Annotated in this window: 17 protein-coding genes; 15 read left to right on the top strand and 2 right to left on the bottom strand. The window is 39.9% G+C overall.

Annotated features, from left to right (window positions below; translation table 11 throughout):
• The first annotated feature begins 68 nt into the window (after positions 1-68).
• The 9 genes from yidC to ACTHOQ_RS07770 all read left to right on the top strand — a co-directional run bounded on the left by yidC (position 69) and on the right by ACTHOQ_RS07770 (position 9,622).
• A complete protein-coding gene (gene yidC / locus ACTHOQ_RS07810) occupies positions 69-848 on the top strand; it encodes a membrane protein insertase YidC (RefSeq protein WP_440495272.1) in 780 nt (259 codons plus the stop codon).
• Entirely contained in the window at positions 849-1,616 is a 768-nt protein-coding gene (gene jag, locus ACTHOQ_RS07805; RefSeq protein WP_440495271.1) for an RNA-binding cell elongation regulator Jag/EloR, read from the top strand. It abuts the gene before it with no gap.
• 177 nt (positions 1,617-1,793) lie between these two features.
• Positions 1,794-3,179: a tRNA uridine-5-carboxymethylaminomethyl(34) synthesis GTPase MnmE gene (mnmE, locus tag ACTHOQ_RS07800; protein ID WP_440495269.1), complete on the top strand. Its 1,386-nt coding sequence runs from the start codon at positions 1,794-1,796 to the stop codon at positions 3,177-3,179.
• Between the two features lie 27 nt (positions 3,180-3,206).
• On the top strand, positions 3,207-5,102 hold the full coding sequence (gene mnmG / locus ACTHOQ_RS07795; protein ID WP_440495267.1) for a tRNA uridine-5-carboxymethylaminomethyl(34) synthesis enzyme MnmG: 1,896 nt from the start codon (positions 3,207-3,209) through the stop codon (positions 5,100-5,102).
• 62 nt (positions 5,103-5,164) lie between these two features.
• Positions 5,165-5,881, top strand: coding sequence for a 16S rRNA (guanine(527)-N(7))-methyltransferase RsmG (gene rsmG / locus ACTHOQ_RS07790; RefSeq protein WP_440495266.1), 717 nt, complete (start codon positions 5,165-5,167; stop codon positions 5,879-5,881).
• A gap of 164 nt (positions 5,882-6,045) precedes the next feature.
• Positions 6,046-6,930, top strand: a complete 885-nt coding sequence (noc, locus tag ACTHOQ_RS07785; RefSeq protein WP_440495264.1) for a nucleoid occlusion protein — start codon at positions 6,046-6,048, stop codon at positions 6,928-6,930.
• Positions 6,931-7,218: 288 nt separating this feature from the next.
• The gene (locus tag ACTHOQ_RS07780) at positions 7,219-7,980 is read left to right on the top strand and encodes a ParA family protein (RefSeq protein ID WP_440495263.1); all 762 of its coding nucleotides are present in this window, start codon (positions 7,219-7,221) and stop codon (positions 7,978-7,980) included.
• Complete coding sequence (locus ACTHOQ_RS07775) at positions 7,973-8,818, top strand: ParB/RepB/Spo0J family partition protein (RefSeq protein WP_440495261.1); 846 nt, start codon at positions 7,973-7,975, stop codon at positions 8,816-8,818. Before ACTHOQ_RS07780 ends, ACTHOQ_RS07775 begins: the two co-directional genes overlap by 8 nt.
• Positions 8,819-8,914: 96 nt before the next feature.
• Positions 8,915-9,622 carry a DUF554 domain-containing protein gene (locus ACTHOQ_RS07770; RefSeq protein WP_440495260.1) on the top strand — a complete coding sequence of 236 codons (708 nt, stop codon included), beginning with the start codon at positions 8,915-8,917 and terminating at the stop codon, positions 9,620-9,622.
• On the opposite strand, the gene yyaC is transcribed toward ACTHOQ_RS07770, so the two are convergent.
• Positions 9,539-10,165, bottom strand: a complete 627-nt coding sequence (gene yyaC, locus ACTHOQ_RS07765; protein ID WP_440495259.1) for a spore protease YyaC — start codon at positions 10,163-10,165, stop codon at positions 9,539-9,541. The two genes, ACTHOQ_RS07770 and yyaC, sit on opposite strands and share 84 nt — an antisense overlap.
• A gap of 110 nt (positions 10,166-10,275) precedes the next feature.
• Between yyaC and ACTHOQ_RS07760 the strand changes: the two genes are divergently transcribed.
• The 6 genes from ACTHOQ_RS07760 to rpsR all read left to right on the top strand — a co-directional run bounded on the left by ACTHOQ_RS07760 (position 10,276) and on the right by rpsR (position 14,275).
• The gene (locus tag ACTHOQ_RS07760) at positions 10,276-11,172 is read left to right on the top strand and encodes a mechanosensitive ion channel family protein (RefSeq protein ID WP_440495258.1); all 897 of its coding nucleotides are present in this window, start codon (positions 10,276-10,278) and stop codon (positions 11,170-11,172) included.
• Between the two features lie 3 nt (positions 11,173-11,175).
• Positions 11,176-11,376 (top strand): DUF951 domain-containing protein, encoded by a 201-nt coding sequence (locus ACTHOQ_RS07755; RefSeq protein ID WP_440495256.1) that lies wholly within the window; start codon positions 11,176-11,178, stop codon positions 11,374-11,376.
• 93 nt (positions 11,377-11,469) lie between these two features.
• The gene (gene ychF / locus ACTHOQ_RS07750; protein WP_440495255.1) at positions 11,470-12,570 is read left to right on the top strand and encodes a redox-regulated ATPase YchF; all 1,101 of its coding nucleotides are present in this window, start codon (positions 11,470-11,472) and stop codon (positions 12,568-12,570) included.
• A 537-nt stretch (positions 12,571-13,107) separates the two neighbouring features.
• Positions 13,108-13,398 carry a 30S ribosomal protein S6 gene (gene rpsF, locus ACTHOQ_RS07745; RefSeq protein ID WP_440495254.1) on the top strand — a complete coding sequence of 97 codons (291 nt, stop codon included), beginning with the start codon at positions 13,108-13,110 and terminating at the stop codon, positions 13,396-13,398.
• A 38-nt stretch (positions 13,399-13,436) separates the two neighbouring features.
• A complete protein-coding gene (gene ssb / locus ACTHOQ_RS07740) occupies positions 13,437-13,994 on the top strand; it encodes a single-stranded DNA-binding protein (RefSeq protein WP_440495252.1) in 558 nt (185 codons plus the stop codon).
• 41 nt (positions 13,995-14,035) lie between these two features.
• The gene (gene rpsR, locus ACTHOQ_RS07735; RefSeq protein WP_188227411.1) at positions 14,036-14,275 is read left to right on the top strand and encodes a 30S ribosomal protein S18; all 240 of its coding nucleotides are present in this window, start codon (positions 14,036-14,038) and stop codon (positions 14,273-14,275) included.
• Positions 14,276-14,526: 251 nt separating this feature from the next.
• Here rpsR and rbsB read toward each other — a convergent pair whose 3' ends face one another.
• Positions 14,527-15,465: a ribose ABC transporter substrate-binding protein RbsB gene (gene rbsB / locus ACTHOQ_RS07730; protein ID WP_440495251.1), complete on the bottom strand. Its 939-nt coding sequence runs from the start codon at positions 15,463-15,465 to the stop codon at positions 14,527-14,529.
• Positions 15,466-15,467 lie beyond the last annotated feature (2 nt).

Here is a 15,467-nt window from a genome sequence, read left to right as displayed (position 1 = left end):
GTACAAAGTATGCACATGGTAAACTGTTGTCATAAAAATTGAATAGGTTTGCTTTAGGAGGAAGAAGGTTGAAGAAAAATCTTTGGATAATGCTGTCGCTTGTATCGGTAGTGTTATTACTTTCAGGCTGTACAGAATTTGAACAACCCATTTCATCTGAAAGTGAAGGCTTTTGGAATGAATATATTGTTTGGCCATTAGTATCATTCATCAAGCTTTTTGCTGATATGTTCGAGGGCAATGCCGCGAATTATGCATTTGCAATCATTATTGTAACAATCATTATTCGTTTAATCATTTTACCTTTAACGATCAAGCAGGTTAAAAGCTCTAAGAAAATGCAGGAAATTCAACCGAAGCTAAAAGAGCTGCAAGCAAAATACAGCTCTAAAGATGCGGTTACCCAACAAAAATACCAGCAAGAAATGATGCAGTTAATGCAAGGCTCAGGTGTTAACCCATTGGCTGGCTGTTTACCGATCTTTATTCAAATGCCGATTTTAATCGGTTTCTATCATGCGATTAGCCGTATGAATAATACACCGGCATTTGAATTAGGCACATTTTTATCATTCCCATTGGCGGAACCAAGTATCGTATTTGCAGTTATAGCAGGTCTTATCCAATATGTTGTATTAATGACCGGGCCGGCAGTAGACAACCCGCAAATGAAAATCATGATGTACATCATGCCATTGATGATTGTAGGTTTCGGTATTATTTTACCGGCCGCATTATCATTATACTGGGTAGTCGGGAACATAGTTGCTGTATGTCAAAACCTTTTGATTTATAAACCTTGGAATAAAAATAAACCGGATGCTACCGATGCAGGAGGAGCGAAATAAGTGAAACAAACTACGCAAATAGGCGCAACAGTAGAAGAAGCGATCTCATTAGCGTTACAAAAGCTTGGCCATACCCGTGAACAAGTTGATGTGGAAGTTTTACAAGAAGGTAAAAAAGGATTTTTAGGTTTTGGTGCACGCGATGCTGAAGTCCGTGTAACCGTAAAAGAAATAGTTCAGCAGCAAGTGAATAAAGAAATTTCTTCACAACCTACACCTGTAGTAGAAGAAAAATCAGTTGTCGAAGAAACTTTCGGGGATGAATCGGCTATAGTTAATGAAGATCAACCAATTCATCATGAACAGCAAGCACAGGTTGACCCTATCGAAGAAGCAAAAAAATATTTGACGAATATCGCTTTAGGAATGGGAATTACAGATTTAGCAATCGAACATGAATCAGATGGCAAATATGTATCGTTTAAGCTATCAAGCGAGAAAGCTGCATTGTTGATTGGCAAGCGGGGGCTTACATTGAATGCGCTCCAGCATTTAACACAGCTTATTCTTAATAAAACAGCAAAAACGTTTATGGTTTTACAAATGGATGTGGAAGACTATCGCGAACGACGTCAAGTTGCGCTTGAACAGCTAGCTTCGCGCATGGCGGACAAGGCAATTCGTACACGAAAGCCTGTAGCATTCGAACCAATGGCTTCTTATGAGCGGAAAATCATTCATAATGCATTGGCAAATCGTTTGGATATTGAAACATATTCAGAAGGCATTGAGCCAAATCGCTATTTAGTTATAGAGCCAGTAAAATAATAGACAGATAAGGACGGCCTATTCGCGTGGATAGGCCGTTTTTTTGTTCATATACTAAGCTTGTAAAAACAACATTGCTTTAGATTTTATTTAAAATATGTTAGTCTAAATTGTTAGAAAGAATAGCACGGTTGTGATTTATCCACATGTGGATAACGCATAAATAGGAGGATCTTAATGGAATTCGATACAATTGCTGCGATTTCCACACCGATGGGAGAAGGCGCCATTGCCATTGTTCGTTTAAGTGGGGACGAGGCAATAGCGATTGCAGATAAAATATTCAAATCACCAAACGATAAACGTTTAGCCGAAGTAGCGACACATACGATTCATTATGGGCATTTATTCGATCCAAAGACAGGGGAAGTAGTAGAGGAAGTAATGGTGTCTTTAATGCGCGGACCGAAAACATTTACACGTGAGGATGTAATAGAAATTAACTGTCATGGAGGTATTGTGTCGGTTAATCGCGTATTGCAGCTCGTATTGCGCTATGGTGCTCGTTTGGCGGAGCCAGGCGAATTTACAAAGCGTGCGTTTTTAAATGGGCGTATTGACCTTTCACAGGCCGAGGCTGTCATGGATTTGATCCGTGCGAAGACAGATCGTGCGATGAATGTTGCGCTCGGTCAAATGGACGGAAAGCTTTCACGTCTTATTGCATCTTTACGCCAAGCATTATTGGAGACTTTGGCACAAGTAGAAGTTAATATTGATTACCCGGAGTACGATGATGTAGAAGAAATGACGATTCCTGTGCTCCTTGAAAAATGTGGCTGGGTTCGGGAGGAAATTATCAAATTGCTTCGAACATCTTCACAAGGGAAAATTTTGCGTGAAGGTTTGTCGACTGTTATTTTAGGGCGTCCAAACGTAGGGAAATCTTCACTTTTAAATAGTTTAGTTCAAGAAAATAAAGCAATTGTTACCGATATTGCAGGTACAACGCGTGATATTATCGAAGAATATGTAAATGTGCGAGGTGTTCCATTGCGTTTAGTCGATACTGCGGGCATTCGCGAAACGGAAGATATTGTGGAACGCATCGGTGTAGAACGTTCACGGGAAGCGTTGAAAGACGCGGATTTGATTTTGCTCGTATTAAATTATGGCGAAGAAATGACGTTGGAGGATGAGCGCTTATTTGAAACAATTAAGACGATGGATTATATCGTCGTTGTGAATAAAACAGATCTGGAACGTAAAGTCGATTTGAATCGTGTCCATGAACTGGCGGGAAATCATCGTGTTGTAACGACGTCGCTATTACAGGAAGAGGGCGTTATTGAACTGGAAGAAGCGATTGCCGCATTGTTTTTTGAAGGGCAAGTAGAGGCAAATGATTTAACATATGTTTCAAATGCACGCCATATTGCTTTATTGCATCAAGCGCAAAATGTTATTGAAGATGCATTGGATGCCGCTGAATCAGGTGTGCCTGTCGATATGATTCAAATCGATGTAACACGCACTTGGGAGATTCTTGGGGAAATTATTGGAGATACTGTGCAGGAAAGCTTGATCAATCAGCTATTCTCACAATTCTGTCTAGGGAAATAAATCGAAGTAAAAGAGAGGAAGAACAGCATGTCATTACAGTATGAAGCAGGTAATTTTGACGTAATCGTTGTCGGTGCAGGACATGCCGGTGTTGAATCTGCATATGCGGCCGCAAAAATGGGCGCCAAAACGCTTATGCTTACAATCAACTTGGATATGATTGCATTTATGCCATGTAATCCATCAATTGGCGGGCCCGCAAAAGGAATCGTTGTGCGTGAAATCGATGCGCTTGGTGGTTTAATGGGGCGTGTCATCGATAAAACACATATCCAAATGCGTATGTTAAACACGGGGAAAGGTCCAGCAGTTCGTGCATTACGCGCACAAGCGGATAAATTCCAATATCAGCATGAGATGAAACGCGTATTAGAAGAAGAGCCGAATTTGCAAATTCATCAGGCAATGGTTGACGAATTGATTATAGAAGATGAGGAAGTAAAAGGTGTTATTACCCAAGTTGGAGCGATTTACCGCGCCCCGGCTGTCATCATTACGACAGGCACGTTTTTACGCGGGGAAATCATTTTAGGAAACTTAAAGTATTCTTCGGGTCCAAACAACCAACAACCATCGATTAAGTTAGCGGATAATCTGAAAGAATTGGGCTTTGATTTAATCCGCTTTAAAACAGGGACACCACCGCGAGTGAACAACCGTACAATTGACTATTCAAAAACGGAAATCCAGCCGGGGGATGATGTACCGCGAGCATTCAGTTTTGAAACGACAGAATATATTATGGATCAGCTACCATGCTGGTTAACTTATACGACTGAAGAGACACATCGCACGATTGAGGAGAATCTGCATTTGTCCCCGATGTTTTCAGGGATGATTAAAGGGACTGGTCCACGTTACTGCCCATCGATTGAAGATAAAGTGACACGCTTTAGCGATAAGCCGCGTCACCAGATTTTCTTGGAACCTGAAGGACGCAATACACGCGAAGTATATGTACAAGGTTTGTCTACAAGCTTGCCTGAGCATGTGCAAAAGAAATTAATCGCCTCCGTTCCAGGTTTGGAAAATGCGGAGATGATGCGTGCTGGCTATGCGATTGAGTACGATTCAGTAATCCCTACCCAATTATGGCCAACACTTGAAACAAAAAAAATTAAAGGTCTTTATACGGCAGGCCAAATTAACGGTACTTCAGGCTATGAAGAAGCAGCAGGTCAAGGCTTAATTGCGGGCATGAATGCAGCAGCGAAAGTTTTGGGACGCGAAGAAATTATTTTAGACCGTTCTGATGCATATATCGGTGTATTAATCGATGACTTAGTAACAAAAGGCACAAATGAGCCATACCGTTTATTAACTTCCCGCGCAGAGTACCGTTTACTTTTACGCCATGACAATGCAGATTTGCGTCTGACGGCAGTTGGTTATAAAGCCGGATTAATTTCGGAGGAGCGTTATGCGAAGTTCCAAACGAAGAAAGCGCAGATTGAAGAAGAGATCGCCCGTCTTCGCGACATCATTATTAAACCGAATGCGACAACACAAGAGGTGATCCGTACAGCTGGCGGTGCGGAGCTAAAAGACGGTATACGCGGAGCAGACCTTTTAAAACGCACGGAAATGACGTATGATTTAGTTGCTTCATTGACACCATCGGAAATCGAGCTGTCAGACGATGTGAAGGAGCAAATTGAAATCCAGCTGAAATATGAAGGCTATATCCAAAAAGCGCTTCAGCAAGTGGAAAAAATGAAGAAGCTAGAGGATAAGAAAATCCCTGAAAATATCGATTACGATGCGATTCCGAGCTTGGCGACAGAAGCCCGTCTGAAGCTGAAAAGTGTTCAACCGCTTTCAATTGCGCAAGCATCGCGCATTTCAGGTGTAAACCCTGCAGATATTTCGATTTTACTTGTCTATATTGAACAAGGCAAAATTGCGAAAGTAAGTACGAACTAAATGATATGAGCGTCTTTTATTTGGAAAGGCGCTCGTTCTTTTGAATAAAAAGGAGTGTTTTTATGAACGAAAAGCAGTTTATTGAAGCATTGAAGGAAAAGGGCATCGAGCTTTCAGAGCAGCAAATTGCACAGTTTAAAAAGTATTTTGAGCTATTAGTTGAGTGGAATGAAAAAATGAACTTAACAGCCATTACTGATTTCGAAGGAGTTTATTTAAAACACTTCTATGATTCAATTAGTGCGTCGTTTTATTTTGATTTTACTAAAGTGACATCGGTATGTGATGTAGGTGCAGGTGCAGGCTTCCCAAGCATTCCGATTAAAATTTGTTTCCCGCATTTGCAAATTACGATTGTCGATTCACTCAATAAACGAATTACATTTTTAAATCATTTAACAAATGAGCTGAACTTGGAAAATATGTCATTTGTCCATGCCCGTGCAGAGGAGTTTGGTCAAAATGCGGCATACCGCGAAAAGTTTGATGTCGTGACAGCACGCGCGGTAGCACGTCTTTCTGTGCTATCTGAATTATGTATTCCATTGGCAAAAGAAGGCGGTTATTTTGTAGCATTAAAAGCCGCAGCTGGTGCAGAGGAATTAAAGGATGCAACAAAAGCGATATCTACGTTGGGAGCGAAGTTAAAAGAGGAGTTTTCATTCCATTTACCTGTGGAAGAAAGTGAACGTTCGCTCTATGTATTTGATAAAGTAAAGTCGACACCAAAAAAGTACCCGCGTAAGCCAGGTGTTCCGAACAAAACACCAATTAAATAAAATAAAAACATAAAATATGAAATGTTTTCGTCATTTGATGCATATATATTTATATTTATGTTTTTTTTATAAATAACTATACATTGAACACTGTACATTTTCGAATGAATCAGAAATAATATTGTATATGAGGTAGATAGTTTCTTAAAGGTGGTGCCACACGGATGAAAAGTACTTTTTCACGTTTTTTCGGAGGTGGGAGTAAAGAGCCAGAAGTAAAAAGTGAAGTAGAAGTAATGGAGAATATCTCGATGGCTTCAGAAGAAGTAGTTAAAATTCCAATAGATAAAATCATTCCGAACCGTTATCAGCCACGTACAGTTTTTGATGATGAGAAGATTGAAGAATTAGCAAGAACAATCCATACACATGGTGTGATTCAACCGATAGTTATCAGACCGATAATAGATGACCCGGATAACTATGAAATAATTGCCGGCGAACGACGCTATCGAGCAATGAAATCGCTGCAATGGACAGAAGTGCCTGCTATTGTACGTCATTTAAATGATCGTGAAACGGCTTCGATTGCACTTATTGAAAACCTTCAGCGCGAGGAATTGACAGCGATTGAGGAGGCTCTTGCCTATCAGCAGCTGTTAGGTTTGCATTCGCTTACACAAGAAGCGCTTGCACAGCGTCTCGGCAAAGGCCAATCAACGGTTGCCAATAAATTGCGCTTATTAAAATTGCCTCAATTTGTCCAAGATGCCATTTTGAATCGTGAAATTTCGGAACGTCATGCCCGGGCTTTAATCGCGATAAAAGATGAGCAACTGCAAATGCAGCTCATTGCAGCGACGAAAGAGTTCGATTGGAATGTAAGACAGCTTGAAGAACAAATTCAAAAAATCCTCCATCCAGAAGAGCCTGAGGTAAAAAAACGCAAACCGAGCCGAAAAGCAATTAGTAAAGACGTACGGATTGCGCTTAACACGATTAAGCAATCCTTGTCGATGGTGACGAAAAGTGGAATCAGTTTAAAAACGGAGGAAGAAGATACAGATGATTATTATCAAATCACTGTAAAAATTCCGAAGAAAAAATAAATTATTTAGCTGCCCGAAAGATCGTAACTTTCTAGGCAGTTTTTTTAGTGGATGGAAATTATGAAGCTTGTTCAATAATCCGTATAAGAAAGTCGCATTTTTCACGCTATATAAATATAAGATGCATTTTTCTGATTTTTTAAAATAAATTTATTTTCATAGCATCGTTTTCCGGGATTTTTTGTTAAGATAAAAGTAGATGTGCCGTAATGGAAAATTATTTAGTCATCCAAGATTTTTATACTTTAAAAAGATACCTAAATTGAAGTGATGAAAGCAGGTGCGTATATGGGACGTATTATTGCGATTGCCAATCAAAAGGGCGGCGTTGGGAAAACGACAACCTCTGTAAACTTGAGTGCATGTTTAGCTTTTTTAGGAAAGAAAGTGTTATTAATCGATATCGACCCACAAGGAAACGCTTCAAGCGGACTAGGTGTTCGAAAAGGTGATTTGGAAAGCTGTATTTATGATGTATTAATCAATGATGAAGATATAAAAGAAGTCATTCAACAGACAGATGTGGAAAATTTATATATTGTTCCTGCAACAATATCATTGGCAGGTGCGGAAATTGAGCTTGTATCAACAATTTCACGTGAAGTAAGATTGAAAAAAGCGGTACAGGAGATTAAAAATAATTTTGATTTTATCATTATCGACTGCCCGCCTTCGTTGGGCTTATTAACAATCAATGCATTAACCGCTTCGGATGCACTTATTATTCCTGTGCAATGCGAATATTATGCTTTAGAAGGGCTAAGCCAATTACTTTCAACTGTTCGCCTCGTGCAAAAGCATTTAAACAAAGAGTTAATGATTGATGGGGTGCTGTTGACGATGCTGGATGCCCGTACGAATTTAGGGCTTCAAGTAATAGATGAAGTAAAACGCTATTTCCAAGATAGAGTATATCGTTCTATTATTCCGCGCAATGTGCGATTAAGCGAGGCGCCAAGCCATGGAAAACCTGTTATTTTATATGATGCAAAATCGCGCGGAGCAGAAATATATTTAGAGTTTGCAAGGGAAGTGATTAAAAATGGTTAAAGGTTTAGGTAAAGGAATCGATGCACTTTTTAGGGAAGAGGCCGTACATAAAGAAGACCAAGTACAGCAAGTTGCGGTTGCCAAAATTTTGGCGAATCCATTCCAGCCACGTAAAATTTTCGATGAAACGACTATTGAGGAATTGGCTGCCTCAATTCGCGAACATGGGATTATCCAGCCTATTATCGTTCGTAAAAGCGGGAAAAAATATGAAATTGTTGCGGGTGAACGTCGATACCGCGCTGCTAAAAATGCTGGATTAACAGAAGTCCCGGTCATTGTGAAGGATTTTAATGAACAGCAGATGATGGAAGTCGCTATTTTGGAAAACCTGCAGCGCGAAGATTTGACACCGATTGAAGAAGCGGAGGCGTACAACAGCTTAATAGTGAAGTTGAATTTCACTCAAGAGGATTTAGCGAAGCGATTAGGGAAAAGCCGTCCGCATATTGCTAACTTGATTCGTTTACTACAATTGCCTGAGGATGTGCGTGAACTTGTCAATGAAGGAAAGCTTACGATGGGGCATGGTCGTGCATTACTAGGATTAAAAAATAAGCGCCGTATTCCCGAAGTCGCCAATAAAGTGATCAAAGACCATTTAAATGTCCGCCAGTTGGAAAAATACATTCAAGATGCGAATGAGGCTGTTTCACGTGAAACAAAATCAACTAAAAAAGATGTTCATACACAAGCAACAGAGTCACAATTACGTGAATATTTCGGAACACAAGTGCAAATAAAAAAAGCGAAAAATAAAGGGAAAATCGAAATCGAATTTTATTCAGAAGACGATTTGCACCGTATCCTCGAAATTTTAAATATTGAAGAAGAATAAAAAAATGTGCTGAGCATGAAGTTTCAGCACATTTTTTATGAAGAGCCATTTGCAGCAATGAGGGAAAATTATAGGGAGTAGAAAGAGGAAAATTTCATGGTATTATTAGGCTCATTTTTGAACGCATTATTAATTATTATCGGTGCGTTGTTTGGCCGGTTATTTAAGAATATTCCAGAATCAATGCAGCAAACGGTTATGTCGATTATCGGTTTAGTTGTTGCAGTATTAGGTATTCAAATGGGGTTGGAAAGTAATAACTTTATTATCATTGTCATTAGTTTAATAATTGGTACGGTTATCGGCGAATGGCTTGACCTTGATGGTAAATTTAATCGCTTCGGTATATTTATAGAATCCCTTTTTGGAAAACGTGCACAAAAGGGAACGATTGCGGAAGGGTTTGTGACTGCATCGCTCATTTTTGTCATCGGATCAATGGGAATTATCGGCGCTCTTGATAGCGGATTACGCAATGATCATAATGTATTAATAACTAAAGGAATCATTGACGGTTTCATGTCGATTATTTTAGGCTCGACATTAGGGATTGGCGTACTATTATCAGCTATACCTGTATTTATATATCAGGGCACCATCGCGCTGTTTGCCGGTGTCATTAGTACATATATTCCAAGTGATGCTCTAGACTTATTTATAAAAGAAATGACGGCAACGGGCGGTATTATGATTTTAGCAATCGGGCTGAATATTGCGGGATTAACGAAAATCCGTATAGCCAATTTGCTGCCAGCGATTTTGATGGTCGGCATACTCGTAGCGATTGTTTTTCCTTTTCAATAAATGCCGCTGCCATGCTAAAACAAGTGCGCGTACAATTTTGTCACTCATAGAATACGTAACATGCAGTCTCGTATTTTGCAGCACTTTCGCTTCCATAAAGCCTCCTACGTTAACAATTCCTTTAACTGAAATGTCGCCGATTGGGGGCAATTGCTTTTTTACAGCCTTCCCCGGATAAAGGGGGCCGTGTTGGATTAAAATAGAACCAATCGCCGTAGATTCACCTAAACATGCATCAATCGCGATAATAAATGGCCTTTCACTTTCCTTCATGAGCTGTTCGTAACGCTCGACAATATTCAGTGCATGAAGAGGGGCTTGCAATGTTCCGACGATCGGAAATGGAAAGGAAAATGTTTGGTGCAGCTGGCTACCGATAATGGGACCTAACGCATCTCCTGTAGAGCGGTCCGTGCCGATACAGCAAAAAATAAGTTTTTCATGGTCAAACGGAATCATTTTTAAAAAGATTTCACTTAGCTCCCAAACAGCGCTTGTCTGTTCATAATGGACGCTATAATTTTGTGGACAGGCTTGTGTCATTTAGTCACTCCTTTGAATTTAAGTAGATTATTCGAGAAATAATATGAAATGCGATATATTTATGCACAGTATATTCAATTTGAAAGTTTGTTATACAAGAGGTGGAAAAAATGGAAGAAGATTTAAGTGTAGATTTAGCAAAAACTGATTTAAAAGGGCTTGCACGTTATACGACAAAGCTTTGGGATTACATCACAAGCCAGGATTTTTGGGATATGATCATGTTGGCTTGCATGAAGATTGTGGCAATTACCGTGATTTCCTATATCGTCGTGTTTGTCGGCAAGAAAGTCATTCATCGTGTATTTATGCTGCGTGTCAGAAATAATGAGCGCCGCCAAATCACGATTGTTAAGCTACTGCAAAGCGTACTTAGCTATTTAGTGTACTTCTCCGCCATTATGGGGATTTTATCTGCCGTGAATATTCAAGTAGCAGGTTTGCTTGCCGGTGCCGGTATTGCTTCAGTGGCGATTGCTTTTGGTGCACAAAACTTAGTGAAAGATGTTATTACAGGCTTCTTCATAATTTTGGAGGATCAATTCGGAGTTGGAGATTATGTAAAAATCAATACTGCGGAAGGGACCGTAATAGAGATTGGTCTCCGCACGACGAAAATTAAAGGAATAACAGGGGAACAATTCATTATTCCTAATGGCAGTATTACCGATGTCATCAACTATTCCATTAATAACTCAAAAGCTTCGATCGATATGCAAGTTGCGCTTGATGCCGATATTATAAAAGTGCAAATGATTATTCAGGATTATTTAAATACATTACCTGACAAGTACGAAGAGCTTATAGCGGCTCCTGTATTTATAGGTGTGACAAATACGACGAGCACAGAAGCGACAATTCGCATCACACTTGAAACATTGCCGCTGCAGCAGCATGGGGTTTCCCGCATTATTCGAAAAGATGTAATCGATATTTTGACGCGTAATGGAATTCCGTTGGCTGTGCCGAAAATGATGTTTTATGAGCGAAATCAAGGAGGAGAATAAAGAATGGAAGCAAAACAGTACAGTCTAAACGATGTTGTGGAAATGAAAAAACAGCATCCTTGTGGTACGAACGAATGGAAGGTGATTCGTCTAGGTGCCGATATCCGCATAAAATGTGAGGGCTGCGGCCATAGTGTTATGATTCCGCGCCGTGAATTCGAGAAAAAAATGAAGAAAATTTTGCGTCATGCAGAACAAGCATAAAAGCAAAATAGACTTTTATGTATGTAATCAATATAATAGACAAGGTTATAGAAATTTAAAAAAATGAACTGAACATAGAAAGGTTGTGTCACAATGGCATTAACAGCAGGTATCGTTGGTTTACCGAACGTAGGGAAATCGACTTTATTCAACGCAATTACAAAAGCAGGTGCGCTTGCCGCTAACTATCCATTCGCAACGATTGAACCAAATGTAGGTAGTGTAACGGTTCCTGATGAGCGACTTGAAAAATTGACGGAATTAGTCACACCAAAGAAAACTGTCCCGACAACATTTGAATTTACAGATATTGCAGGCATCGTAAAAGGCGCCTCCACTGGTGAAGGTCTCGGGAATAAATTTTTATCCCATATTCGTGAAGTAGACGCGATTTGCCAAGTTGTGCGTTGCTTTGAAGATGAAAATATTACACATGTTGCCGGAACAGTAAATCCGATTGACGACATCGAAGTTATTAATTTAGAGCTCATTTTAGCAGATATGGAATCAGTGGAAAAACGCATTCAGCGAGTAGCGAAAATGGCGAAGCAAAAAGATAAAGAGGCTATGGTGGAAGAGCCTATTCTATTAAAAATCAAAGAAGCATTAGAGGCTGAAAAACCTGCACGTTCTGTAGAATTATCGGATGACGAGAAAAAGGTCATTAAAGGGCTTCACTTACTTACAATTAAACCTATGCTTTATGTGGCGAACGTTTCAGAAGAAGAGGTGGCGGATCCATCTGAAAACAAATATTTACAGATGGTACAGGAATATGCTGCTAAAGAGGGCGCGGAAGTTATTACAATTTGCGCAAAAATTGAAGAAGAAATTTCCGAATTGGAAGATGACGAAAAGAAGGAATTTTTAAATGAGCTAGGTATTCCTGAGTCAGGATTGGACCAACTGATTAAAGCATCATATAGCTTATTAGGTTTGGCTACTTACTTCACGGCCGGTGTGCAGGAAGTTCGCGCTTGGACTTTCCGTAAAGGAATGAAGGCTCCACAATGTGCAGGCATTATCCATACTGATTTTGAGCGTGGTTTCATTCGTGCGGAAACTGTTTCATTTTCCGATTTAGTGCAATATGGTTCGAAACCGGCTGCTAAAGAAGCAGGTCGCTTGCGTCTTGAAGGGAAAGAATATGAAGTGCAAGACGGCGATGTAATGGAATTCCTGTTTAACGTATAAAAGTAGCATTGCTGAGATGCTTACTTCTGGCTGTAAAATCAATTATGATATCTATAAATCAACAAAAAAGCTGATTTGCCCATGTATTCAACATGCCGGAAAATCGGCTTTTTTAATGTCGAATGCTCATTCTTATGTAAGATTTCTTGAAAAGCTATTTATGCTGCGTTCAGTTTTTGTAAGGAGGGCGTGGGCATGGAAGAAAGGGGATAACTTCATTCATTTAATCCTCAACTTCAGCACCATAATCGTCAATCGACAAAATATAATCCTAAAATTTCGCATAATATTCCCCCTCATATTTAGTTGCACAATCAATTATTCAGGAATGGATATAACTATTCGATTTTACACAATTATATATACATAATCTGATTTAATGAAAATAACAAAAATTGAATAAACATTAAGAGGTATATTAGGTTGCGCCTAAAAGGCAACTATGATACAATTCATTGATGTGAGTAATAGAATTTACTTACTCCTTGCTCCCTATTTAATAGGAGAGCCCAAGTCCATAAGGAGGTGCAAACACAAATGAGAAAGTACGAATTAATGTACATCATCCGCCCAAACATTGAAGAAGAAGCGAAGAAAGCTTTAGTAGAGCGTTTCAACGACATCTTAACTTCAAATGGCGCAGAAATCACAGAAGCAAAAGATTGGGGTAAGCGTCGTTTAGCTTACGAAATCAATGACTTCCGCGAAGGTTTCTACCAAATCGTGAAAGTTAACGCTGGTAATGAAGCAATCAACGAATACACTCGTTTAGCGAACATCAGCGAAGACATCATCCGTCATATCGCAGTACGCGAAGAGGAAAAATAATTTTTAAACTTAAATGCTGAAAAAAGGAGGGTGCATTGATGATTAACCGTGTTGTATTAGTCGGAAGGCTTACAAAGGATCCAGAGCTTCGTTACACACCGAGTGGAGTTCCAATGGCACGTTTTACGATTGCCGTAAACCGTACATTTTCGAGCCAGTCAGGTGAACGCGAAGCAGATTTCATAGGCTGTATTGCTTGGAGAAAGCAAGCTGAAAACTTAGCAAACTTCATGAGAAAAGGAAGCTTGATTGGTGTAGAAGGTCGTATTCAAACAGGTAGCTTTGAAGGACAAGATGGAAAGCGTGTATACACGACAGATGTAGTTGCTGATTCGGTGCAGTTCTTGGAGCCGCGCGGAGGAGCTAATGCATCTCAAGGTACACAAGGTCAACAATATAGCGGTGGGCAAAACTATGGTGGCCAGCCATCATATAACCAGCCAAACCAGCAATTTGGAGGCGCGCAACCACAGGATTCTTACGGTTCTTATCAACAGCCACCTCAAAATCAGCAAAATTATACACGTGTAGATGAAGATCCTTTTGCGAACAGTAAAGGACCAATCGAAGTTTCCGAAGACGATTTACCGTTCTAAGAGCTTCACATCTGCAATTAAAAATTAAAAGGAGGAACACGATAATGGCACCACGTCGCGGAGGCCGCAAACGCCGTAAAGTTTGCTACTTCACTTCAAACAACATTACGCACATCGACTACAAAGATGTAGATCTTTTAAAGAAATTCATCTCTGAGCGCGGTAAAATTTTACCACGTCGCGTAACTGGTACTTCTGCTAAATACCAACGTAAACTTACATCTGCAATCAAAGTTTCACGTATTATGGCATTATTACCATTCGTTGCTGAAGATAAATAATATCTTTTAAAAGTACAGCATAGGCTTAATTTGCCTTGGCTGTACTTTTTCTGTTTTAAAAAGATTAAGGGGATGGGGCTTCTTTGCTTAGTTCTAAACATTTTAGGCATTGTATTGAGCAAATTGTATTTCAAGCCGTACTTATGAATGGTTAAGTTATTTCGAAAATAAAAACTGCCACAATAATAAACCTCTTGTTGTGGCAGCCTATAAAGACGAAAGAGCATTATTATATGCTGTTTCATGCTTTATTATTTTGTAATTAATTCAAGATTGACCGGAATAACTTCTTCAACAGTTTCCCCATTTAAATAAGCAACCGCCGTTTCCATCGCGATTTTTCCGATCTCATCTGGTTTTTGCGCAACCGTTGCAGCTAGACGTCCTGCTTTTACAGCAGCTACCGCATCGTCGGTTGCATCAAAGCCGACTACTACAATCTTCTTACCTGAAGCCGAAATTGCTTCTTGTGCACCTAATGCCATTTCGTCATTGTGTGCAAATACGGCAGTAACATCTGGGTTGGATTGCAGGATATTCTCCATTACTGTTAAGCCTTCTGAACGGTTAAAGTTCGCTGTTTGCTTTGTAACGACGTCCAATATACCTGTGACAGCTTCATTGAACCCTTGTCCACGGTCACGCGCAGCAGACGACCCTGCGACACCTTCTAATTCAACAACTTTGGCACCTTCACCAACCAGCTTTGTAATATAGTCTCCGGCAAGCACCCCGCCCGCCACGTTATCAGAGGCGATATGTGATACAACTTCGCCACCTTCAGATGAACGGTCTACCGTGATGACAGGAATATTTAAAGCATTTGCAGATTCAACAGCAGTTGCAACAGCAATAGAATCTACCGGATTAATGATGATCAAATCAACGTTTTGCTGGATCAGATCTTCAATATCGGAAGCTTGTTTAGACGCATTATCCTGCGCATCGACAATCGTTGTTTTCGCACCGAGCTCTTTTGCCTTTGCTTCTGCATTTTCGCTTAGCGTTACGAAGAACGGATTATTTAAAGTTGAAATAGATAAACCGATTGTCAATATCTCATTGCTGCTCTCTGTAGATGCAGCGGATGTTCCGAAAGAAGGCTCCAAAGAGAAGCCTGGTTTTACCGAACAAGCCGATAATATTACTGCGGCCAAAAGTGCCATTAAAAATATTACTTGTTTTTTCACGC

Origin of the sequence: Solibacillus silvestris, assembly GCF_051967575.1 — a bacterium.
Lineage (GTDB): Bacteria > Bacillota > Bacilli > Bacillales_A > Planococcaceae > Solibacillus > Solibacillus silvestris_B.
Note: the sequence above shows the minus strand (reverse complement) of the source record. Positions and strands in the feature narration are given on the sequence as shown.

What these genes read in the sequence shown, in the direction of transcription:
- yyaC (WP_440495259.1), bottom strand. Translation starts at nt 10,165, where the DNA reads ATGACACAAGCCTGTCCACAAAATTATAGCGTCCATTATGAACAGACA.
- ACTHOQ_RS07780 (WP_440495263.1), top strand. Translation starts at nt 7,219, where the DNA reads ATGGGACGTATTATTGCGATTGCCAATCAAAAGGGCGGCGTTGGGAAA.
- ssb (WP_440495252.1), top strand. Translation starts at nt 13,437, where the DNA reads ATGATTAACCGTGTTGTATTAGTCGGAAGGCTTACAAAGGATCCAGAG.
- ACTHOQ_RS07760 (WP_440495258.1), top strand. Translation starts at nt 10,276, where the DNA reads ATGGAAGAAGATTTAAGTGTAGATTTAGCAAAAACTGATTTAAAAGGG.
- rsmG (WP_440495266.1), top strand. Translation starts at nt 5,165, where the DNA reads ATGAACGAAAAGCAGTTTATTGAAGCATTGAAGGAAAAGGGCATCGAG.
- ACTHOQ_RS07775 (WP_440495261.1), top strand. Translation starts at nt 7,973, where the DNA reads ATGGTTAAAGGTTTAGGTAAAGGAATCGATGCACTTTTTAGGGAAGAG.
- rpsF (WP_440495254.1), top strand. Translation starts at nt 13,108, where the DNA reads ATGAGAAAGTACGAATTAATGTACATCATCCGCCCAAACATTGAAGAA.
- ACTHOQ_RS07755 (WP_440495256.1), top strand. Translation starts at nt 11,176, where the DNA reads ATGGAAGCAAAACAGTACAGTCTAAACGATGTTGTGGAAATGAAAAAA.
- mnmG (WP_440495267.1), top strand. Translation starts at nt 3,207, where the DNA reads ATGTCATTACAGTATGAAGCAGGTAATTTTGACGTAATCGTTGTCGGT.
- noc (WP_440495264.1), top strand. Translation starts at nt 6,046, where the DNA reads ATGAAAAGTACTTTTTCACGTTTTTTCGGAGGTGGGAGTAAAGAGCCA.
- ACTHOQ_RS07770 (WP_440495260.1), top strand. Translation starts at nt 8,915, where the DNA reads ATGGTATTATTAGGCTCATTTTTGAACGCATTATTAATTATTATCGGT.
- ychF (WP_440495255.1), top strand. Translation starts at nt 11,470, where the DNA reads ATGGCATTAACAGCAGGTATCGTTGGTTTACCGAACGTAGGGAAATCG.
- mnmE (WP_440495269.1), top strand. Translation starts at nt 1,794, where the DNA reads ATGGAATTCGATACAATTGCTGCGATTTCCACACCGATGGGAGAAGGC.